Raw genomic sequence first — 22584 nt, forward strand, 5'->3', positions numbered from 1 at the left:
TCGATTTTATTTTTTTGTTGTTATTAATAATTGACTTATATACCCTGAAACAATCAAAGTTACTACAGTACTTGCAACTACTAAAAGGAATATAATACTCTCCTTACTGAAAAGAAAAGACCCGTATTCCATGAGCCCTGTTGTCGAAGGGATTAAAAATAACGGTAAAAATACGATTAACTTTTCCGCACCCAACTCAAACCATTTTAACGGTAAAACGCGAGTGGAAAGGAGCAGGAACAGTATTAACATCCCTATTAAACTTCCTGGCATTGATAGATGGAATACTCCTTGAATCCACGTACCCACTAGGCTAAATACATATAGCACGCCTACTTGAAGTAAAAGCGTCACGTACTTCATTTCTTTCCCTCATTTCACTATCACACATCCATATTATGAAATCTCATTTAGCGTGTCGGCAAACCGTTTAATTCCAAGTTGAATTTGTTCTATATTCGCTCTACCAAACGTAAATCGTATATATTCATTTTTCGAACCTAAAACACTGCCCGGAACAAATGCGACACCATTCTGTATAGATTCACCTAATAAGTGATATTCATCAAACTTTCCTTTCACTTTACACCATACATGTATTCCACCCTCTGGCACGAAACATTCAACTCGGTCTCCCAATGTTCCTTCAAGCTCTGCAATTAATACATCTCTTCTTTGCTTCAATTGTCCACGAAGTATCGTAATATGTTTATGGAAATCCTTTGATTCTAAAAATTGATTTGCTACCCACTGCGTAAATACACTATGGCCAAAATCAACTTGTTGCTTTGCATCTGCTAAACGCTCAATTACACGTGTAGGACCAATTATCCATCCAATACGTAATCCTGATGCAACAATTTTTGATAATGAACTTATATAAAGAACATTTCCATTTTGGTCCATTGATTTTAATGTCGGGTTCACTTCTCCATTAAAAGAGATTAAACTATACGGATCATCTTCTACAATTGGTATACCGAACTCAGAAGACAGTTCTAAAATTTTTTTACGTCTCGCTAATGAAAGCACAGTCCCCGTCGGATTCTGATAATCTGGATTCAAAAACACCATACGAATGCGATGCTTTTTGTGCAAATCGATTAAGTCATCTGGATTCATTCCATGCTCATCAACAGGTAAATGAAATATGTTCAAACCGGCCGATTTAAACATTGGAAGCGAAAAACAATAAGAAGGATCTTCAATCGCGATCGCATCACCAGGTTTTAATAAACATTGAACGATAAGATTAAGCGCCTGTTGTGCTCCTGACGTAATAAGAATAGAGCTTGAATCTGCTTCAATTTGTTTATATTGCTGAACATGTGCTGCAATTGTTTTTCTCAACATCTCATTTCCAAGTGGATGATCATAACCGAGGTTTTCCATAAATGTTTTCTCCGACAAAATTGTTCGAAATCTATCACTTGGAATTAATTCTGGTGACAGTTCACCGCTTGCTAAATTAATTAAATCATCTTTTTGTGTTTCCATTCGAATTTGTTGAACGAGTGGTACGTTAGGTAAGAACGATCCATCCTCCACGTACCTACCCCAGTTCGGTATTCGTTTATGTGAGACACCCCATATGTCTGTATTGACCCGTGTTCCGCTTCCCTTTTGCCGTTCTACTACTCCAAGTGATTTTAATTCTTCATACGCAGCTACTATTGTACTCCGGTTCACCTGTAATTCCTTTGCTAACATACGCTCAGAAGGTAACTTACTATCAGAAGGAAATTCACCTGAAGAAATGCCTCTTTCAATATAATCCGCAATTTGTTTATATACAGGTGTCTTATCTGCACGATTTGGTTTCCATTCCATCTAGTTTCCTCCTTTCAAAACGAACTATCCTCATTTTTCACTAACAGTATTCACCGTAAAAATAGTATTAATTAGTCACATTTTCTTATCCGTAAATGGATATATCCAAAATGGTTCTCTTTCTGATTACTCAATAGCTTCTGAAATTCCAACTTCATACTCTCATTTCAGTTCTTTTACAAACTATTAAATCATTACCGCGTACCATGTTACCCCGGCCAGTAGAACAAAAAGAAGAAGAATATAGATTGCAGATAAGTTTTTCACATTTCTTTTTGTAGACTTACCGTAATTCTCCTCCACGTTTCTTGCAACTAGTACAGTCCCAAATAGCGATACAATTACAATAATAACGACTAGTGAAATTGCAAAACTCATTGTCTTTTCACCTCTCTAAGACCCATCTATTTTAATTAAAGAACTTACATAAAAACCTTCCTCTTTAAAACGTCGATAACATACTACCTTTCTTCTCTTATCATAATAGATGTTTACAAAAAGCGGACCAACCACTTTCATGTTTTTTTGCTCATCCACTTAAAAAATAAAAAGCAACTGATCACTTAGGACCAGTTGCTTTTTTCACACGATAATTTTTCATTTAAAATTAATTCGATTTAAAAGTTTCGCCTTTTCATAATGAAACATCGACTGAGATAACTCAAAAATTGTTCCATTTACAAGATACACTGTATTTTCAATAAGAAGCGCCGGATCACCTTCATTTAATTCTAAAAGCTGTGCATTTTCTTTATTTACTTTTTCACAACTAATAACTTTATCAGCAAAACCAATATTTAATCGTAAATCTTCAATGAAATAACTGTATACAGAGCTTAATGCTATTTCTTCGTTCAAATATGGAATAATATCCTTTTTGAAATAACTTACTTCAATAGAGAATGGTTTAGCATCTACAATTCTTAAGCGCTTCAAAAAATACAACCTAGTTCCAGCTTCGCATTGCATCCGCTTTGCTATCTCTTCGTCCGCATCTATTACTTCCAGCTCTAACACTTTCGTTTCAATATTTTGTGAAACAAGATTTTTCGTTAATCCACGTAAACTTCCTAAATTAATGTAATCTGTTACAGAAGTTTCGCGTAAAAACATGCCACTACCTTGCACTTGAAAAATATAACCTCTATTCACAAGCTGACTAATTACTTTACGTATCGTATTACGGCTTACTTCAAATCGATTCATCAACGCTTCTTCTGTAGGTAGTTTTTTCGTTTCATTAAAAAGCCCATCTCGAATGTTTTGCTCTAACACATCTGCAATTTGTTTATACTTTGCACTCATACACTTTCTCCTAAAATACGCTTTTATCTGTTATAACTCTTCCCCTCTCGTTTCGACCACACGTTTATACCAATGAAACGAAAGTTTCTTCTTACGTTTTAAGTTATCATTATGATCGACAAAAATAAAGCCATATTGCTTTTTATATCCATTTAACCAACTTAAAAGATCAATCACTGACCATGCATAATAACCTTTTAAGTTAATTCCCTCTTCAATTGCACGCTTCATTACTTTTAAATGCGCTTCAATAAATTTAATTCTCGGAACATCTACAATTTCTCCGTCAATGATTGGATCTTCATCACCAAGTCCATTTTCCGTTACATACATCTTTATGTCACCGTAACGCGCTTTCAACATATGCAATCCCTCTAAGAAACCTTCGGGAGATATTTCCCATCCCCATTTTGTATATGTTTTATCATCCATTTTAACTGTTCGATAAAAACCATCAAAAGAAGGGTTACCTGGAGCAAGCGTTGAGTTTTCTCGAGAATGTTCCTCACTCTTTATATCCATATCGTATCTTTCTACTCGTATTGGTTGATAATAATTCAAGCCAATAAAATCATTTTCTTCTGCATTTTGTTTAATGATTTCTAATTCTTCAACCGTCCAATTAGGAGTCCATCCTTTTTCCTTTAATTGTTGTACAACATAAGACGGATACTCGCCTTTTAAAATTGGATCATAATACCAATACGTTTCATATTCATTCGCATGATTTGCTGCTTGTATATTTTCTTTTTGATCATCCACACTATAAGCTGGTAAGAAAACATGTGTAATCCCAATCTCACCATATTGTTTCAGCTGCTTGTACACCGCAACTGTTTTCGCGTGTGCATAAAATACATAATGAGTCGCTTGAAAATACTTTGGAACATCATTTTGTATTCCTGGTGGATGTGCACCTTTTAAATAACCTAATCCACAAAACATTACGGTCTCATTAAAAGTAATCCAATGCTTAACTCTGTCACCAAATGCCTTAAAACAAGTTTCTGCATATTTTACGAAAGCCTCTGCTGTTCTTTTATTCGTCCATCCACCATCTTTTTCTAACGGTAATGGTAAATCCCAATGATATAAAGTGACAAACGGCACAATCCCGTATTTTAAACATTCATCAATTAAGTTGTTATAAAATTCAATCCCTTTTTCATTTACCTTTCCATCTCCAGTCGGCAATATTCTCGCCCAAGAAATAGAAAAACGATACGATTCTAATCCCATCTCAGCCATTAAGCGAACATCTTCCTTATATCGATGATAATGATCAACAGCTACATCACCATTTGTTCCATTGTATGTTTTGCCAGGAATTTTTGAAAACTCGTCCCAATTCGTAACACCCTTTCCATCTTCATTCCATGCACCTTCTACTTGATAAGAAGCTGAAGCAGCTCCGAATAAAAAATCATGTGGAAACTTCATAGTATATACCTCCATTTCATTACAACAAATCAAATTCAATCATACATATAAAATTTATAGGTACAAATTTTATATGTATGATTATATCTTATGTTTTTATTTTTTTCTATTATAAAAGTACAATTTATATTGTTGGTTATTGGAAAAGAAATAAGAAGCGATATATTTTATCGCTTCTCACTCTCATCATCTTTATTCTTTTATTAATGACTTATTCGCTCTTATAACTTCTTGATACAATAATGGTGACCACTTTTCATTTATGTAGTCTTGAATTACCCAGCCTACTCTCGCAGGATTCTTTTGTTTTATATGGTTTGCAATTTCAGGATTTATATAAGAGGCATAGTAATATGGACTATTCCATGCTGTACCACCAGAAGACAAGCTTGTAAAATTTATATATAGATGATTTAAATCCTCGCTATTGTTCATCGTTTCATTCATTGTATCTTTAATAGATTTTACTTTCTCATCATAACTCACTTTATATTTATCTTGTACTGTTACATTTACATTTTGATTTACAGTTGTGGTAAACGTCTCATTATCTGGCCAATAAAAATTATTATATCCTCCAGATTCATTACTACCACTATATCTTTTTAGTAGTACAATTTTCCCACGAGCATCTCCAAGTTTTATATTTCCTTCTGTTTTTAAAAAGATAGGATCAACAAAATAATTTTTTTCAAACGTACTACTAAATGAATCTTCTGCCCCTTTCATATCCTCATACTCTTTTTTTAAAGACATAATAATCGTTTCACTCGGGTTATCTCTTAAAAATTGTTTCGCTTCGTTTATGAATTCATGCAGTGTTACATAAAGATATAATGGCCCATGATGAAGAACTATCGTATTATCATCTGTTAAACGTCCTCTTATATCAAAAATGCGAGCTCCATGGTCCATTTGATAGCGAAAATCATATTCTTGCGTCATTCCCCATACTTGCTTAATCGGATTTTGCAACTTGAACGTCCCACTATCGTGTGTTCCTGGAATTGAAATTCGTGCTAACGGGATATTATCAGGTATAGGTTGCATCCATTTCGACCAATTTTCAAGCTCATTAACAGAGCTAGCTGCAACTACTTGCTTATCATGTAAAGCAAATACAAATGTGATAAATATTGTACTACATATGAATAATTTCAAAATTAACTTCTTATTGCTCATTATTATCCCTCTCTTTTTCTGTTTTTATATCAAACTTATTGAATATAATATAAGCTAGTTCAGAAAAAATAAATAACATTTCATCAATATGAAATATTGCATAGAAGTAAAGTTAAAAAATCATTCACATATACTAAATTAGAAAAATTTAAAGGAACTTCATCTGAAGTTCCTTTTACTTATTTTATGTTCAATACGTATGAACCATCTGTATTCTCATATTTATAGACGTATAAATAATATTTACCTGGCTTTGCATTATAAGTTCCTTTAACTACATTGCCTTCATTTTCACCATATGCTACATAGTTATTTAAATCTGATTCATGATGAAGTACCCATGTCATTCCGATATTTTGTTCATTTAGTAGAGAAATATTAATATTTTCCGGCGAGTCAATTTGGAAAGTAAATACATCTACTCTATCACTATTATGTAGCATTCCTTTCACCGGTGTATGAAAGTTAACTTTATTTGCCTGTCTAGGCTCATTATTTGGTTCATTTTCTGTTACTTGTAATTCATTCCCACCGTTTGGTTTTCTTTGTTCATAGCCTAAGTTTACTAGTATAGACTTCAAATCTGGTAAAACACCAATTTTATCTGCATATGGATCTTTAGATTTTGTTCCTGTGCTCTGGTTGCTTAATATTGCTCTTAGTTCACTAGGTCTATATGGTTGTCCTAAATTTTCTTTAGCAATGCTTTGTACTAAAGTCGCTGCCCCAGCAATAATTGGCGAGGCACTAGATGTTCCGCTAAAGCTTGAAGTATATAGATTTACAGCACTTCTACTTTGTTCAGCTGTAGTTGTATCTACATTTTCTCCCCATCCGTACACATCAATACGGCTTCCATAATTCGAAAACCACATACGTTCATGAGGGAAAGATGAAGAGCCAGCGCCTACCATAATTGCACCCGAATCTTTAAAATCTTTACTATTACGATTTAAGACTTGCTTACCTTTTCTATCTTTGAACTGGTCTAAATCATTCCACCCATTTGCTCCAGCCTCTATAATTACAATCCCTTTATCTGTACCAGCACGAATTGCATCAAAAATATCTGGTTGTACTTCAACAGGTAAATATTTATCACCATATCCATCAAAGGATGCTTGCGCCTCTAATAATAAAACATCCCCAGCTTCTAACTGATTTACAGCGCTTAATATTGCATCAGCCGTATTATACTGTCCGTTATCTCTTATTTGAGAGATAACCTTTGCTTTCGCTTTTGGCGCAATCCCAATATTCCCGACTTCATTGTCCTCAGAGGATACAATTCCTAGTACAGACGTCCCATGACCGACATGCTGATCTATATTTCTTCCAGACATTAATTCAATATTTTGATGTAATAAATCCTCATGATTTAATAGCCATCCGTATTCCATATCAACAAAAGTAATACCATTTCCATTACCGCCTTGAATTCCCCAGGCGAAAGGCGCATTAATACCGTATGGGGCTGCTTCAAGATAACCTTGTTTTTTAAATCTAGGATTGTTATTAGGATTAAGAGCTACACTTGATGATTGCACTTCAGGTGGCATTATTTTCTCTTGTTTCTTCATATACGCATCTTCTATTAAAGAAGATGCCTTTAACTTATCTACTATTTCTTCTTCATACCCACTATTTTGATTTTGAAGAATATAGTAGTTTAATAGACTTGTAGATACATGATTAGGTGCTTTCACTTCAAGGTTTTGTATTTGTTCCGGGCTTACAGATGTGAATAAACGAGTAAATGTTACATCTGGATATTCTGTCAAAAGATCTTTTATTATTTTATCATTCGTTTGAGATTGTATTTGTTTTTCAATACCATCTTCATATGGCAAATCCAAATCCGCTTTAAATTTTACAATGATTTGCTTATCTGTTTCTTGTTCTATCCCTAATTTACTCTGCTGTTCTATAGAATCAGCATATACACTATTGATAGTGCCTCCTGTTCCTAAAAGTGTTGTAATGATTACAGTTGACGCACACATTTTTTGAAATATTTTCATTACATCAATCCTCCTATTAATAATTGTTAATCATTATATTAATCTATAATGATTAATTCTATAACGTATTCCCTTTCTACTAAATAGATTATAGTAATCAGAAATATGAACTTCAATGTATTTTCATATGCAATATTTCATATTCTGACTCTACACTAAACGAATATGAAACTTATAGTGATTATTTATTTTATATGTGCTAATATACTTACATTAATATATTACGCATATACACATTTCAAACTACATTACTTAATCGTTTCACCTTAATTTTTTCTTAGGAGGATTTACAATGAAATTACTAAAAATAAAACATATAATTCCTTTATCTGCGGCCGCAATTACATTCGTATGTAGTCAAAGTACAGCTGAAGCTTCTACCATTCATACAGTAAAAAAGAACGATACACTTTGGGGCATTAGTAAACAATACGGAGTTTCAATACAATCCATTAAACAGGCTAATAATAAAGGAAACGATAAAACCTTTATTGGCGAACAGTTACATATTCCAGGGTCCGTGAAATCAAATGAAATCACTGTTCCTCAAAATGCCAAGCCTGCGAACATTTCTGAACAAATTATTTATCAAGTACAACCGGGAGATTCATTAGAAACGATAGCAAAGCGTTACAATGTCACTGTCCAATCTATAAAACAAATGAACAATACAGTCGGAAACAAGCTTTATACAGGACAACATTTAAAAATCAACTCAAGTATTTCACAAAAAGAAAAAGACTTAATGGCACGCTTAGTTACCGCTGAAGCAGGTGGCGAATCCTATAAAGGAAAAGTAGCAGTAGCCAAAGTTATACTAAATCGTGTAAATGCAAAAGGTTTTCCAAATACAATAACAGGCGTTATTTATGAACCTATTAAATACGGATATGCATTTACTCCTGTTACAGATGGAAGAATTAATCAACCTGCAAGTGCAGAAGCAAAAATGGCTGTAGAAGAGGCTATCTCCACAAATGGAGTAGATTCAGACTGGATTTATTTCTACAATCCAAAAACATCAACGGACAAGTGGATTACGACACGTCAAACAGTAGCAGTAATTGGTAATCATGTGTTTGCTAAATAAGATTTAAAATCATTAACAGACCTCTTCACTTAAAAGGTCTGTTTTTTTCTATGTAAGATGTTATTAATCATATGACATAGTTATTTTTTAAACTGTTTCTTCTTTCAAATAAAAATTTTTGTATTTACTCCACCACTCGTAGAAATTAATAAAGCATCAAGTTCAAAAACTCCCACTTTATTAATAAAAGCTATTTCTTAACTTCATAAAATTGTTATACACTAGAAAAATAAAAAACAAACTATTCGTTAGCAGGTGGAAGAATATGTATGATGTTACGATTATCGGCGCTGGAGTAAGTAGCATTTTTATGGCTTATTCACTAGCTAAAAGTAACAAAAAAGTTTTAATTCTTGATAAAGGTAAAGCGCTAGAAGATCGCCATTGTCCTTTAGACGAAGGAAAAGTGTGTAATTGTACTACATGTGATAAATATTTCGGGTTTGGTGGTTTAGGCAAATCTGAAGGGAAATTTAATTATACAAACGGATTTGGCGGAGAACTTGAGAAAAAAGTCGGTAAAGAGGTTTTTTTACAACTCATGGCTGAAGTAGATGAAATTCTATGTCAGTTTGGTGGAAGTTCGGTTTCAAAATATTCTACTGAAAATTCAAGTCTCACTAAGAGAGCTGAAGCGTGTGGTTTACAAATGCTAACAACAGAAGTAAGACATCTTGGTACTACACTTTCCAGTAACATTTTTCAGCAGCTCTATGAATTTTTACTGACGAAAATAAAGATTCAATTTCATATAGATGTACAACATATTCTGAAACAGGAAGATCATTTTACAATAGATACAAATCAAGGAACAGTTCAAACTAAGCAACTAGTATTTGCAACTGGGCGCTCTGGGGCCGATTGGTTAAAAGAAATGTGCAGTTCCCTAAATATTTCTCAGGAGCAAACACGTGTAGATTTAGGAATTAGAGTAGAAATGAAAGAACATCAATTACGTTCTATATTAAAAGATACTTTTGAAACAAAACTTTCTTATCAAGGTGAGCATTTCACAGCAACTACTTACTGTATGAATCCAAAAGGACGCATCATTCGAAAGTACGAAGAAGGTTTAGTTATGCCTGACGGTCAAAATTTTCGAGAGCAAGGAACTGGCACTTCTAATTTAAATTTCACTTTATTTATTCCTAGCTATTTTCCAACTCTCAAAGAAGCAAATGTATACGCAAGTTCAATTATTAAAGGCATTAACCAAGGACGAGATCGGATTGTTATACAGCGCTTAGAGGACTTACTAAAGAAACAACCTACGGCGGAAAACAGCATGGAACATAGCCGTATACAGCCTACACTACAGGGGGATTATGGAGATTTGAATCAAGAAATTCCTCAATTATATATTGAAGGGCTCAAAGAATTTTTATTACGTTTAGAACAATTTATACAAGAACCTATTGATCAACATACTTTACTATATGGAATTGATGGAAAGTTCTATGCTCCTACGATAAAAATTAATAATCATTTTGAAACTAGTATACATGGGCTATTTTTAATTGGAGATTGTTCAGGCGTTACGCATTCATTATCTCAAGCAGCTGCAAGTGGTCTGTATGTTGGAAAGTACTTATCTGACATTTAATTTCTATCATTAAAATGTCAGTCAAATATTTTCAATTTCAAAACACTTTACTTACATATAGTAAAATTATATTAATAAACCCCCTATCCTTCCCTGCTAATAATTAACCGACAAAAAATCGGGATTTTACAAAATACATATGTAATATAACTGTATATTTAAAACGATTGACATTCAATTCTAATAAATTGAATGTCAACAGTTTTAAAAGTCTCTATCCATTTTCACTTTTATTTGTTCGATATTTTGTAACATCATCATAGTGTTTAATATGGTAGGATGTCTATAAGTCAATTTCACTACAACTATGACTTGTTCTGCCCATTTCTCAAAAAGAGTTATATTTATGCTACTACGCTTTAAAAATCCCCATTGTATATATATGAATACTTTAAATTATTCCCTTTAGAAAACAAAGTCTAAATGGTTCATTACACTCTAATAGTTATAAAAATATAATATATAACTTTAGTTAAATAAATTATATAAAGAAGGTGTAAAAATGAAGAACAAAATAAATTTACAAATGCAAAATATAAGTTTTGTTATAATAATGGCTTTAGCGGTATGGTTAAAAACATATCTTATTACGCGATTCAGTTTTGATTTAAAAATCGAGTCTTCAACGCAAGAGCTCATTTTGTTTATTAGCCCTCTAGCCGCATCATTAGCATTTGTTGGATTAGCATTATTTGCAACTGGTGAAAAGCGAAATTATATAGCGCTCTGTATTAATTTCTTATTAACAATCGTGCTTGTTGGAAATGTAATGTTCTATGATTTTTATAGTGATTTCGTTACATTACCAGTACTTGGACAAACCTCAAACTTCGGCCAATTAGGCGGCAGTATTATAGAAATATTAAACTACAAAATTATACTCGCATTCGTAGACATTGTTTTCTTCTTTATTTTATTAAAAAAGAAATCATTGGTCTTTAAAACAGAACGTGTAACTCATTCTACGCGCTTGTTATACTTTCTTTTAACGATTGGTGTATTCTTTGCGAATCTACATCTTGCAGAAAAAGAGCGCCCTGAATTATTAACAAGATCATTCGACCGAGTCATGCTTGTCAAAAATTTAGGCTTATATACTCACCAAGTATATGACTTAACACTGCAAGTAAAAGCTGGGTCACAAAAAGCACTTGCTGATAGTAGTAAATTACAAGAAACTGAAAACTACGTAAAAGCAAATCAAAGCGAGCCAAACCCTAATATGTTTGGTGCAGCGAAAGGAAAAAACGTAATTGTCGTCACTCTTGAATCCTTGCAGACCTTCTTAATAGGCGCATCAGTGAACGGGCAAGAAGTTACACCATTCCTAAATGAATTCATAAATGAAAGTTATTACTTTGATAACTTTTTCCATCAAACTGGTCAAGGGAAAACATCTGATTCTGAATTTCTAATCGATACGTCGTTGTATCCATTAAATCGAGGAGCTGTATTCTTTACACACGGTAACAATGATTATACTGCAACTCCAGAAATTTTACGTCAGCAAGGTTATTTCACTTCTGTATTCCATGCGAATAATGCAACATTTTGGAATCGTAACATTATGTACTCTGCTCTCGGTTATGATCGTTACTATAATGAACTTGATTACAAAATTACGCCTGAAACAAATTTAAATTGGGGCTTAAAAGATATCGAATACTTTGATCAATCAGTAGATATATTAAAAACTGTTGATCAACCATTTTACGCTCGTTTCCTTACTTTAACAAACCATTATCCATTTACGTATGATGAAGATACAAAATTCATTGAACCATACAACTCTGGTAATGGCGTATTTGATCGTTACATCGTAACAGCACGTTACTTAGACGAATCCATTAAAAAATTTATTGAGCGTTTAAAAGCTGAGGGAATGTATGATGATTCTATTATTGTTTTATATGGTGATCATTATGGCATTTCTGAAAAACATAATCGTGCAATGGCACAGTTTTTAGAAAAAGATCAAATAACAGAATTTGATACTCTGAATTTACAACGTACACCTTTATATATTCATATGCCTGGCCAAACAGAAGGTGAAACGATTTCAAAGCCTACAGGACAAATCGATATGAAACCTACTATTCTAAATTTATTAGGTGTTGATTCTACGAATGATATTCGTTTTGGCCATGATATGTTTTCAGATGAATATACTGGCTTTGTTGTTTTACGTGATGGTAGCTTCGTTACAGATAAGTATGCATACAAAAACAACACTTTCTACGACCGTATAACAGGTGAAATTGTAGATTTACCAAAAAAAGAAGCTCAAGCCCTCATTAAACGTGCCCAAAATGAATTACGAATGTCTGACAAAATTATTGAAGGCGATTTATTACGCTTCTCAGAAAGCAATAAAATTAAAACTGGCGAAGTACAAACTAAAATTAAAGAAACAGAAAAATAATCTATATATGAAAAAGGAGCAACTTATTACAGTTGCTCCCTTTTACTTTTATTCTACGCTTGTTTCTAAAGCTACATCCGTATAGGTATTATCATTACCTATATGTAAAATTACTTCACATTGACGCAATCTCAATTCAAAGAGCATGATAGAATCATGATAGATTTCAGGATTTGATTTCATCTTATGTAACAGCTCTTGTTTTTCTTGTATTTCTAATTGCATATTTTCTACAGTTTGTTTCAAACAGTTAAATGGATTCCTAAAGAATATATGAATATCTCGCTCTTGTGTGTTTTCAAATAGCTCAAATTGCAAGAAAAATTTCTTCATAATAGAAGCCGTTACTTCAGTATAATCTTCATTTTCTACATACTGTTTGTATTTGTTATATAGCATAGATTTATTTTTAGGAAGAACTCCAAACAATTTACCGGCACTTTTCAGTAAAAATTGTGCTGGCGTAAATCGACGTAAAATATTTACTTCATCCATTTGTATTCTAGTCGTCATCCTGTCAGTATCTCTGCGCCAGTCATCAAGCACTTTAAAGTCACATTCTAACTGTATTCTATTTTCTCCAAATAGTGAATTAAGCCCTTCACTAAGTTCTTCTAAATACGTTTGACTTTGAAGAAGCTCATTATTAGAAGTTGCAATCCAATTTTGCATAGAAAGAGCCAGATTAGGTAACACAGTTTGTTCTAAATATTTATGCACTCTTTCATTCATTGCTTTATTTAGTTCCGTATCCATGTGCCCGAAATCACTTTCTTCACTAATTAAATTAGAACAGCTCTTTAATATCTTCGGAATATTTTCAGTAAGATCATTTGTAATTTCAGTCTTCATTGAACGATATGATTGTGTAATGAAATGAATTTTTTCCCTCTCAAATGTAGTAAGGTTATTAATGCTACCGTTTAGTTTCACTAGCATATCTTCATTCCAATTAATAGCATCCACCAGATTATTTTCTTTCTCAACACGTTTATCCAAAAGATATGTAATTGTTTTTCGAATGAAAAATAATAACTTTTCAGTACGTTCTGCATCGATATTTTTATGATTAAAGTTAAAATGAATAAACTCAGTTAAATCATTTAATTGTTGACTACTTGTATATAACGAGGAATAAGGGAAAATTCTCGCATACGGGAAATATGTGTTTATTCTCGTTGCCGTATCATGTAATACCCTTTTCACTTCTGCTTCACTGTAAATGTTATCGATTTTATTTAATAAGAAATGAATTTGTAAATTTGGCGTATGTTCTTGAATACTTAATAGAATGTCACGTTCTTTATCAGTAAAAGGTGAATCCGCATTCAATACGAACAGTAATTTGTCTACAGAATTTAAATATTCGAATATCTCATCTCTAGTGTCGTTATTCCTATTAAAGCCAGGTGTCACTACAAATGTAAGTTTATTTTCATTTAAAAATCTGCATGGTAATTTAAATTCAACACACGCTCTATCTCTATATGTTTGATGGTGCTGAGACATCATATTATGGTAATCAGAGACATCTTCCGTTGTTGTAATTGCTGAGTCTGTTATAGCGTTTATTTCTATATGAGCATCATTTTTTAAAACTACTACATTTGAAATTGATTTTTCTAATATATTTTCTCCTAATATAGAGTTAATAAATGTAGTTTTTCCGTTCCCTGAAGTTCCCGTTACTAAAATACGATTTGTTCTTAAATCTGCGAGCTCGTCAACTAACCATTTAAATCGGTGACCTATTTCTATATTCTGCTTTTGTGCCCACTGTGTAATAGATTCAAAAAGGTGTAAGCTGTACTCTAAGCCATTTACATGATTAATAGAATGTGACAGTAAGTTTTCCGCATGTTCTATATTTGCTGAATCTATTTTGGAAGGGAAAATCTCATCCCATGCCAATACAGCTGCAGATGGAAATACAGCATAAGATGGATTGACTACCTTTAACCAATTTGCTAACAGATTTGGTATGATATCGTTTAATTGTCTAAGCGTATATTGACCTTGAATTAATGCAAAGTACGTTTCTTCGTAAAGAGCAGAAACTTTGTTCCATATATCGGACGAATGTATTTCAATATGTAAGAAAAATTCATTTATTGTGTTAAGCCACAATAAGTAATTTTTTTCATTTTTATAACTGTTCCAGAGTGATGAAACCATTTGCGTAAATTGTACTTGATCTACATTATTTAATGTATCTAATGCATCATAAAAATAGTCTGGTGAAATATGTTTAGTAAACCCTTTATCGATATATCCTTTTAACACCTCAAACCAAGGATACGATTCTATGCGAATTAACTCATTCACAGCAAGCTCTACTGCACTATCAAAATCTTGCTGTTCCTCATAAAAGGAACGGGCAATTTTTGTGACATTCGGATAATCAGGATTTAAAGAAACTGCTTCTTTAATAACACCGAAAGCTGAGTCAAAATTATTTTGCTCAATGTAAAGAGAAAGTAATTGTAGTCTAATTTCGGTCATCAATATTTTATTATCAGTAGTAATAGAAGTATAAATATTTTCAGCAAATGATAACTGATTCAGTTCGAAATAAGCATCCGCAATATTTTTTTGTGCCCATGGTGCTAATTCATTACTAACCTTCTCCCATTTAAAAATAGCTGCTTCAAAATCTTGATGACGATAATAAAATTCACCTTGTGCAAAACGAATATAAGACCCATCAGAAATCTCATTTTTTTCTTCGTTTACATAAGCTTGTCCAAGTACGTCAAGAGTTGGTTTTGTTTCATTCTCCATTAGGAATGTTTCATAATACATCTTTTTTATTAATTGTTTTTCTAATCTCATCTTTTCCCCCACTATATCTTGAAAATACATTTTTAAGATATGTCAATACTTTTTGTATGTATGCTTTTTATCTTAACAAAGAATATCTTTTGGAAAATTTCATTTTCCTTTCATTTTTCAAGTTAGATTGAATTTTTATGAGAAAAGTTTCAGTTTTTTTTCAATTACCTTTCAGTTATGAAACAGCATTAAATGTTCCTAATAACCTAATAACACTATAATATTCCACATTATATTATCAAGAAAATCCCATATAAACCATATTATAAAAACAATCTATATTGAATTTATATACATAATTAACTGTGCTGTCAAACAAAAAAAACAACAATAGGAGCCAACAGCTATTCATACCATTTCTTTCTCAAATTGTTTTCCTTTAAAATGTTTCAGTAGTTATGTAATTAAATTCCATTAACCTATATAAATAACTAGTCCAAAAAATATCTATATGCATATCATGTTATAGTAAAGAATTTAGGAGATCCTAAAAGGAGGCATTTTCATGTTTGAAGATAAATCTAAAATAAATTACCCATATGAATTTACTGAAACTACAACAGTTCCTCTAAAGAACCCCATTGATAAAAAATTCAAGAACGGCACAGGTACACATAACTTCCCAATTAAGAAGCACTATAAAGAGCAAGTTCTATACACTGAAAAAATTAATAATAATAAAAATAAGTAATTGTATAGATCTTTATAACAATTAGCTAAATAAGAAGCAACATTCAACCATGCATAGTTATTTAGTTAGTAATGATACAATTCATGCACATTTTAAAAAGTGCTGTATACAGCGCTTTTTTATACATAGATAAATTTAAGCTAACACAACCAAGAAATAAACGGTAAAATTACTCCACCATATTCTCGTTTAACTATTAAATCTACATATGAAAAGGGAGCAACAGTAAATGTTGCTCCCTTTTGAAATATAATTTATTCACTCTACATAACCCTCTTAAACATCTTCTCCAACTCATAAGTAGAATGATGCACAAGAATCGGTCTTCCGTGTGGGCATGTGTATGGGTTTGTTGTTGTACGTAATTCTTCCAGTAAGGCAAATATTTGATCGTTCGTTAAATATTGATTCGCTTTAATGGATGCTTTACAGCTCATCATGATGGCTGCTTCTTCACGTAACTTTTTAATATCCACTTTTTTTAGTTTGACAACTTGCTCCATCATTTCATCGATAATTTCTGTTTCTTGTCCTTTCGGGAACCATGTTGGATGCGAGCGGACGATAAAGGATTGATGGCCGAATTGTTCTAAAAATAGCCCAACTTTTTTTAGTTCTTCTAACTGTTCTTCGACACGTAAAAATTCAGTAAGAGATAGATCAATACGGTACGGTACAAGTAACTCTTGTACTTCTTGCGCTACCCTTCCTACTTTATCACGGAAGTATTCATAATTAATACGTTCCTGCGCGGCATGCTGGTCAATCATATATAAGCCTTTATCATTTTGAGCGAAAATATATGTTCCATGCATTTGTCCAATTGGATAAAGCGGTGGTAAGTCATTCCCGTTCATTTCAATCTCTTTTATTTCCCGAACTTCTTCTTCTAATTCCTCTAGTTCAAAATCCTCTTCATTACTATCCCACGATTTCTCTTCTTGAATTGGTTCTTCGATTATCGGTTTAGTGGATGGTTGCCAACTTTGTTCTTCTCTTATGAGCGACTGTGGTGGTTGCCATTCTTGTTTCGGCGGTTGCCACAGTTGTGGTGGCTGTTTCACAGCCTGCGGTTCTTCTTGTTTTGCATCCATGCCAGTTGGTAAAACAATGTCCGGCATAGATGGTTCTTTCGGCTTCGCATGCTCAAACTGGAACTGTTCTTGCACACTTTCGTCTTTTTCTTTTTTCTTCGTTGTTACGCCTGCATCTGGAATGAGCTGTATTTTTTTAAATGCAGCTTGCAATGTTTCTTCGATCAGCTTTAGCAATTCTTGTTCTTTACTAAAACGAACCTCTAACTTCGCTGGATGTACGTTAACGTCAACTAGCATTGGATCCATTTCAATCGATAAGAAGCCAATTGGATACCGGCCAACTGGCAGTAATGTATGGTAGCCTTGCTGAATTGCTTTCATTAGTACAAAGTTTCGAACGTAACGACCATTTACGATCGTTGACATATAATTACGAGATGCTCTCGTTACTTCTGGTAATGTTACATAGCCTTTAATTGTAAAGTCTAAAGATTCAGCTTCAATTGGAACAAGCTTCTTCGCAACTTGAATACTGTAAATCGATGCAAGTACTTGTCTTACATCACCGTTACCTGATGTATGAAGCAATTTCTTTTCATTATGAAACAGTTTTAACGATACTTCTGGATGTGACATTGCAATACGATACACGATATCTGTAATATTCCCGAGCTCCGTATGAATGGTCTTCATATATTTAAGACGCGCTGGTGTATTAAAGAATAAGTTTTGTACTGTAATATCTGTTCCTTTTCGGCTCGCAGTTTTCTCTTGTTTTATAATGTCTCCACCTTTAATTATGAGGTGTGTACCAGGCGCATCACCTGTGCTAGTAATTAATTCTAATTCACTAACAGAGGCAATACTCGGCAATGCCTCACCGCGGAAACCGAGTGTTCTTATGCGAAACAGATCGTTTTCATCTTTAATTTTACTCGTCGCATGGCGTTCAAAAGCGACGATACAGTCTTCTTCTGCAATACCATCACCGTTATCAATGATACGAATTTTCGATAACCCAGCTTCTTCTAAGTGGATTTCAATAGATGTACTATTCGCATCGATAGAATTTTCCACAAGTTCTTTTACGACTGAAGCAGGGCGCTCTACTACTTCCCCTGCCGCAATTAAGTTAGAGAGTTGGTCATCGAGTTTGCGAATTTTCCCCATCTACTTACTCATCCTTTCTTTAACTTTTTCTGTAAGCGATACAATTCGTTCATCGCTTCTAAAGGTGTCATATCAAGTAAATCGATTTTTTTAATTTGCGCCAATACTGCTGTTTCTTTTTGATCTAGCAGAGGTTTGTCTTGTTTCTTCGAAGACTGTTCTCCTCCAAAGAAAGATAGTTGCGATTCTTCTTCAGTCTCTACTTTCGTTTCCTGTATTTCTGCTATTTCCTCTTTTACAACTACAGGTTCTGGAGCAGCTTCTTGTACTTTCACTTCTACTCGTTTTGGAATAATAATTTCTTCCTGTCCTTCTAGCTGTGCTAACACTTCTTTCGCGCGGGCGATTAAGCTATCTGGAAGCTCTGCAAGTTGCGCAACGTGAATTCCGTAACTTTTATCAGCTGCCCCGTCTTGAATTTTATGAAGGAATACTACTTTTCCATTCTCTTCAATTGCTGAAACGTGTACATTTTTCAGTTGATCTAAACTCTCTTCTAACACAGTCAATTCATGATAATGCGTAGAGAATAACGTTTTTGCACCAATTTGGTCATGAATATGTTCAATGATTGCTTGTGCAAGTGCCATACCATCATAGGTAGATGTACCTCGTCCAATTTCATCGAATAAAATTAAACTTCTTTCTGATGCGTTTGCAATTGCATTTTTCGCTTCTAACATTTCGACCATAAATGTACTTTGACCTGATATTAAATCATCCGCTGCACCAATTCTCGTAAAGATTTGATCAAATACAGGTAATACTGCTTCTGTTGCTGGTACGAAACAACCGATTTGCGACATAACAGTTACAAGTGCTAATTGTCTCATATACGTACTTTTACCAGACATGTTCGGTCCTGTAATTAAAAAGACATCCATCTTCTCTGGCATAATACAATCATTCGGTACATACAATTTCCCGTTCAATACTTTTTCAACGACAGGATGACGACCATCTTTAATAAAGATTTCACGCTTCGTTGTTAGTACAGGTTTTACAAACTGTTCTTCTTCACTAACTGTCGCAAAACTTTGCAGTACGTCTAATTCACTAATTACTTTTGCTAAATGTTGTAATTTCGGAATAAATACTTTTACTTCTTCACGAAGCGCTGTAAATAAATCGTATTCTAGTTGTACAATTTTTTCTTCTGCTTCTAAAATTAACGTTTCTTTTTCTTTCAGTTCATCTGTAATGAAACGTTCAGCATTAGCAAGCGTCTGTTTACGTTCATAGCGACCTTCTGGAAGTGCTGCAAGATTCGCTTTCGTTACTTCAATGTAGTAACCGAAAATACGGTTGTATCCGATTTTTAACGATTTAATTCCAGTAATATCACGTTCTCTTTTTTCAAGCTCAGCAATCCACGTTTTCCCGTTTTTACTCACGTAACGATATTGATCAAGCTTGTCATTATAACCATCTTTAATAATATCTCCATCTTTAATTGAAAGCGGTGGGTTTTCTTGAATACTTCTTCCTAGTAATTCTGTTAAGCTTTCACATGGATCTGCACCTTGAATTAATCTCGATGCATAAGCGTTATCTAACAAACTAATTGCTTCTAAAATAGCTGGCACTTGAAGTAATGAACGTCTTAATTGTAATAAGTCTCTTGCATTTACGTTACCAAATGCAACTTTTCCTGCTAAGCGTTCTAAATCATATACTTCTTTTAACTTTTCTTTTAAATCTTCACGTAAGAAGTAATCATTTACAAACGTTTCAACCATTTCTAAACGCTCTTCAATTCTTTCTTTCTGTATAAGTGGACGTTCCATCCACTGTTTTAACATACGACCACCCATAGCTGTTTTCGTCTTGTCCAATAACCATAATAGTGATCCTGTTTTTTCTTTCGTCCGAAGTGTTTCTGTCAGTTCTAAGTTTCGCTTTGAATGTACATCAATTTTCATAAATTGATTCGTATAATAAATTTCTACTGGTTGCAAATGATCTAAAGAACGTTTTTGCGTTCTTATTACATAGTTAAATAAACGTCCAACTGCTTTAATTAATTTTGCTTGTGAAACATTTTTCACAAGATGTTCTAATCCTTCCGGAATTGCCGTTGCATCTTCATACGAAATCGTCATTTTCAATGTTTCAGTTAACTTGTTTAGTTCATCTTTAGAAAATGAAGAATCAACAACAATTTCTTTCGAACCAGTTGCATACACTTCTAATAAAATATCTTCTACTGAACCAGTCAGTAACGTTACTGTATTTTGTCCAGTCGTTAAGTCGTTACAAGCTAATGCATATGATCCATCTTCAAAATGTGTTAATGCGGCTAAGAAGTTGTTTTCTTTCTCATCAATTGTACGCCCTTCCATCATCGTTCCTGGCGTAATTAATTGTACTACTTCACGACGTACTACACCTTTAGCTGTTTTCGGATCTTCTACTTGCTCACAAACAGCTACTTTATATCCTTTTTCAACAAGTTGTTCAATATAGTTTTTAGCCGCATGATATGGTACACCGCACATTGGTATACGTTCACTACTACCACCATCTCGGCTCGTTAATGTAATTTCAAGTTCATGGGCTGCTTTAACAGCATCCTCAAAGAACATTTCATAAAAATCGCCTAAGCGAAAAAATAAAAAGGCATCTTGATAATCTGCCTTAACCTTTAAATATTGCTGTATCATAGGCGTATATTGAGTCATACTTTTCCTCCATAATTCTTACATGATAATCTATTTTCATATATGTCGCATTTCACGGACACTCTTATCTCCTATTTCAGGAGTCTTTCTTCATTATAACATATTTCATAAAGAATCATGTTCATTCAGCGCCACTTATGTAAAGTAAAAAGCTAGGAAGAACTTCTCCCTAGCTTTCTATTACTCTTCTTCTGCATCAACGATAAAGTTCGGATCTAATTCTTCAAATTCATCATCAGCAATTTGGAAATCATCATCTGATTCTACGCAGCCTTCAGGATTTACACTTACACAAATTTTCGTTTCTCCAACTACTTCTGTTACAAATTCACGTTCTACAGTTACAACAATTTTATTACCATTTGGTGATACAAGTGCTTCTAAACAATTTGGCGGCTGAATAACACGAGCAATAATTTCTAAATCGTCACCAGAAAAGTTTTTATCACGATAACCAATACTTACTTCGTCCGTGTAGTTCACACGTTCTGTTACAACTTCAGTCTTTGTATTTCCATCAAATGAATACCAAGTGTTCACATCATAGAAACCTTCAATTTCCACATGTTTTCCATTCTTTCTTGCTTCGTACGAGTGGTTAATTACCCAGCACCCTAAAATACTTGTTGGCTCATTATTCGATTCACATGTATGCGTTGACTTTGTATACTTACGTCCTTTTCCAACCACTGCTTTTGTAATAATCTCTCTAAATTCGGACATTCGTAACCCTCCTCAATCACTATTCACTTAATCATATGCGTGACAATAGCGGAATGTGTCATTCTTTTTTTTGAGAAGACCTTACGTTTAATCCACAAAAAAAGAGATGTCAATATGACATCTCTTTAACAACCACAATTTCCTTTTTTACTTTCTACTGCTGCGCCAGTTTCACCCTTTAGTACATCGCCACCAGTTGAAATTAATATTTCATCTGTTACGTTGTTAGAAATTGTACTAGCAACTAACTGTAATAAGTCATTTACGTATGTTTGTGAAGATTTAAATTGTTGTACGACTGGAATACTGTCTAACTTATCTTGCAATGCATCAATTTCAGCTTCTACCTTTTTTAAAGCTTCCCATTTCCCGTAATGTTGCAAGTTTACTGCTTGTTTTTGCAGTGCTTTAATTTCATCGATTGCGCGCTTTACATTTTCATTTTTATGAATTTGCGCCTCTGCTTTCTTAAAAAAATCAACTTCTTCTGTTTCAGAAATCATTTTTGCTAATTCTTTCGCTTGTTCAACAATGTCATCTTTCGAATATACTTTCAT

Annotated in this window: 16 protein-coding genes; 4 read left to right on the top strand and 12 right to left on the bottom strand. The window is 33.4% G+C overall.

The genetic code is table 11. The features are described from left to right. Positions 1-6 precede the first annotated feature (6 nt). From ACX9TM_RS18895 to ACX9TM_RS18925, 7 genes are all read right to left on the bottom strand, one after another. Positions 7-363: a CidA/LrgA family holin-like protein gene (locus ACX9TM_RS18895; protein ID WP_000878488.1), complete on the bottom strand. Its 357-nt coding sequence runs from the start codon at positions 361-363 to the stop codon at positions 7-9. 33 nt (positions 364-396) lie between these two features. Then, entirely contained in the window at positions 397-1830 is a 1434-nt protein-coding gene (gene pdxR / locus ACX9TM_RS18900) for a MocR-like pyridoxine biosynthesis transcription factor PdxR (RefSeq protein WP_065382508.1), read from the bottom strand. 186 nt (positions 1831-2016) lie between these two features. Beyond that, positions 2017-2208, bottom strand: a complete 192-nt coding sequence (locus ACX9TM_RS18905) for a hypothetical protein (protein WP_000006458.1) — start codon at positions 2206-2208, stop codon at positions 2017-2019. Positions 2209-2427: 219 nt separating this feature from the next. Continuing rightward, positions 2428-3135 carry a GntR family transcriptional regulator gene (locus ACX9TM_RS18910; protein ID WP_001274912.1) on the bottom strand — a complete coding sequence of 236 codons (708 nt, stop codon included), beginning with the start codon at positions 3133-3135 and terminating at the stop codon, positions 2428-2430. 30 nt (positions 3136-3165) lie between these two features. Next, a complete protein-coding gene (locus ACX9TM_RS18915; RefSeq protein WP_000671629.1) occupies positions 3166-4575 on the bottom strand; it encodes a glycoside hydrolase family 1 protein in 1410 nt (469 codons plus the stop codon). Positions 4576-4767: 192 nt separating this feature from the next. Then, positions 4768-5757: a phosphatidylinositol diacylglycerol-lyase gene (gene plcA, locus ACX9TM_RS18920; RefSeq protein ID WP_000066288.1), complete on the bottom strand. Its 990-nt coding sequence runs from the start codon at positions 5755-5757 to the stop codon at positions 4768-4770. Positions 5758-5936: 179 nt separating this feature from the next. After that, entirely contained in the window at positions 5937-7778 is a 1842-nt protein-coding gene (locus tag ACX9TM_RS18925; RefSeq protein ID WP_000689195.1) for a S8 family peptidase, read from the bottom strand. A gap of 292 nt (positions 7779-8070) precedes the next feature. Between ACX9TM_RS18925 and ACX9TM_RS18930 the strand changes: the two genes are divergently transcribed. The 3 genes from ACX9TM_RS18930 to ACX9TM_RS18940 all read left to right on the top strand — a co-directional run bounded on the left by ACX9TM_RS18930 (position 8071) and on the right by ACX9TM_RS18940 (position 12893). Next, a complete protein-coding gene (locus ACX9TM_RS18930) occupies positions 8071-8868 on the top strand; it encodes a cell wall hydrolase (RefSeq protein WP_000771005.1) in 798 nt (265 codons plus the stop codon). A gap of 265 nt (positions 8869-9133) precedes the next feature. Next, positions 9134-10471, top strand: a complete 1338-nt coding sequence (locus ACX9TM_RS18935; protein WP_000272407.1) for an NAD(P)/FAD-dependent oxidoreductase — start codon at positions 9134-9136, stop codon at positions 10469-10471. Between the two features lie 502 nt (positions 10472-10973). Next, on the top strand, positions 10974-12893 hold the full coding sequence (locus ACX9TM_RS18940) for an LTA synthase family protein (protein WP_000791026.1): 1920 nt from the start codon (positions 10974-10976) through the stop codon (positions 12891-12893). 48 nt (positions 12894-12941) lie between these two features. On the opposite strand, the gene ACX9TM_RS18945 is transcribed toward ACX9TM_RS18940, so the two are convergent. After that, positions 12942-15725 (bottom strand): dynamin family protein, encoded by a 2784-nt coding sequence (locus tag ACX9TM_RS18945; protein ID WP_065382109.1) that lies wholly within the window; start codon positions 15723-15725, stop codon positions 12942-12944. A 505-nt stretch (positions 15726-16230) separates the two neighbouring features. Between ACX9TM_RS18945 and ACX9TM_RS18950 the strand changes: the two genes are divergently transcribed. Beyond that, positions 16231-16416 carry a hypothetical protein gene (locus ACX9TM_RS18950; RefSeq protein ID WP_000461138.1) on the top strand — a complete coding sequence of 62 codons (186 nt, stop codon included), beginning with the start codon at positions 16231-16233 and terminating at the stop codon, positions 16414-16416. A gap of 263 nt (positions 16417-16679) precedes the next feature. Here the strand turns inward: ACX9TM_RS18950 and mutL are convergent, their stop codons facing one another. The 4 genes from mutL to ACX9TM_RS18970 all read right to left on the bottom strand — a co-directional run bounded on the left by mutL (position 16680) and on the right by ACX9TM_RS18970 (position 22584). Continuing rightward, positions 16680-18623, bottom strand: coding sequence for a DNA mismatch repair endonuclease MutL (gene mutL, locus ACX9TM_RS18955; protein ID WP_000516465.1), 1944 nt, complete (start codon positions 18621-18623; stop codon positions 16680-16682). A gap of 8 nt (positions 18624-18631) precedes the next feature. Further along, the gene (gene mutS / locus ACX9TM_RS18960) at positions 18632-21304 is read right to left on the bottom strand and encodes a DNA mismatch repair protein MutS (protein ID WP_000196021.1); all 2673 of its coding nucleotides are present in this window, start codon (positions 21302-21304) and stop codon (positions 18632-18634) included. 180 nt (positions 21305-21484) lie between these two features. Next, positions 21485-22027 carry an outer spore coat protein CotE gene (cotE, locus tag ACX9TM_RS18965; RefSeq protein WP_001288799.1) on the bottom strand — a complete coding sequence of 181 codons (543 nt, stop codon included), beginning with the start codon at positions 22025-22027 and terminating at the stop codon, positions 21485-21487. Between the two features lie 125 nt (positions 22028-22152). Continuing rightward, a complete protein-coding gene (locus ACX9TM_RS18970; protein WP_000870461.1) occupies positions 22153-22584 on the bottom strand; it encodes a YlbF/YmcA family competence regulator in 432 nt (143 codons plus the stop codon).

Source organism: Bacillus sp. LH1 (assembly GCF_057924895.1).

Excerpts from the sequence above, each read along its gene's own strand:
- ACX9TM_RS18895 (WP_000878488.1), bottom strand. The coding sequence starts at position 363 with ATGAAGTACGTGACGCTTTTACTTCAAGTAGGCGTGCTATATGTATTT.
- pdxR (WP_065382508.1), bottom strand. The coding sequence starts at position 1,830 with ATGGAATGGAAACCAAATCGTGCAGATAAGACACCTGTATATAAACAA.
- ACX9TM_RS18905 (WP_000006458.1), bottom strand. The coding sequence starts at position 2,208 with ATGAGTTTTGCAATTTCACTAGTCGTTATTATTGTAATTGTATCGCTA.
- ACX9TM_RS18910 (WP_001274912.1), bottom strand. The coding sequence starts at position 3,135 with ATGAGTGCAAAGTATAAACAAATTGCAGATGTGTTAGAGCAAAACATT.
- ACX9TM_RS18915 (WP_000671629.1), bottom strand. The coding sequence starts at position 4,575 with ATGAAGTTTCCACATGATTTTTTATTCGGAGCTGCTTCAGCTTCTTAT.
- plcA (WP_000066288.1), bottom strand. The coding sequence starts at position 5,757 with ATGAGCAATAAGAAGTTAATTTTGAAATTATTCATATGTAGTACAATA.
- ACX9TM_RS18925 (WP_000689195.1), bottom strand. The coding sequence starts at position 7,778 with ATGAAAATATTTCAAAAAATGTGTGCGTCAACTGTAATCATTACAACA.
- ACX9TM_RS18930 (WP_000771005.1), top strand. The coding sequence starts at position 8,071 with ATGAAATTACTAAAAATAAAACATATAATTCCTTTATCTGCGGCCGCA.
- ACX9TM_RS18935 (WP_000272407.1), top strand. The coding sequence starts at position 9,134 with ATGTATGATGTTACGATTATCGGCGCTGGAGTAAGTAGCATTTTTATG.
- ACX9TM_RS18940 (WP_000791026.1), top strand. The coding sequence starts at position 10,974 with ATGAAGAACAAAATAAATTTACAAATGCAAAATATAAGTTTTGTTATA.
- ACX9TM_RS18945 (WP_065382109.1), bottom strand. The coding sequence starts at position 15,725 with ATGAGATTAGAAAAACAATTAATAAAAAAGATGTATTATGAAACATTC.
- ACX9TM_RS18950 (WP_000461138.1), top strand. The coding sequence starts at position 16,231 with ATGTTTGAAGATAAATCTAAAATAAATTACCCATATGAATTTACTGAA.
- mutL (WP_000516465.1), bottom strand. The coding sequence starts at position 18,623 with ATGGGGAAAATTCGCAAACTCGATGACCAACTCTCTAACTTAATTGCG.
- mutS (WP_000196021.1), bottom strand. The coding sequence starts at position 21,304 with ATGACTCAATATACGCCTATGATACAGCAATATTTAAAGGTTAAGGCA.
- cotE (WP_001288799.1), bottom strand. The coding sequence starts at position 22,027 with ATGTCCGAATTTAGAGAGATTATTACAAAAGCAGTGGTTGGAAAAGGA.
- ACX9TM_RS18970 (WP_000870461.1), bottom strand. The coding sequence starts at position 22,584 with ATGAAAGTATATTCGAAAGATGACATTGTTGAACAAGCGAAAGAATTA.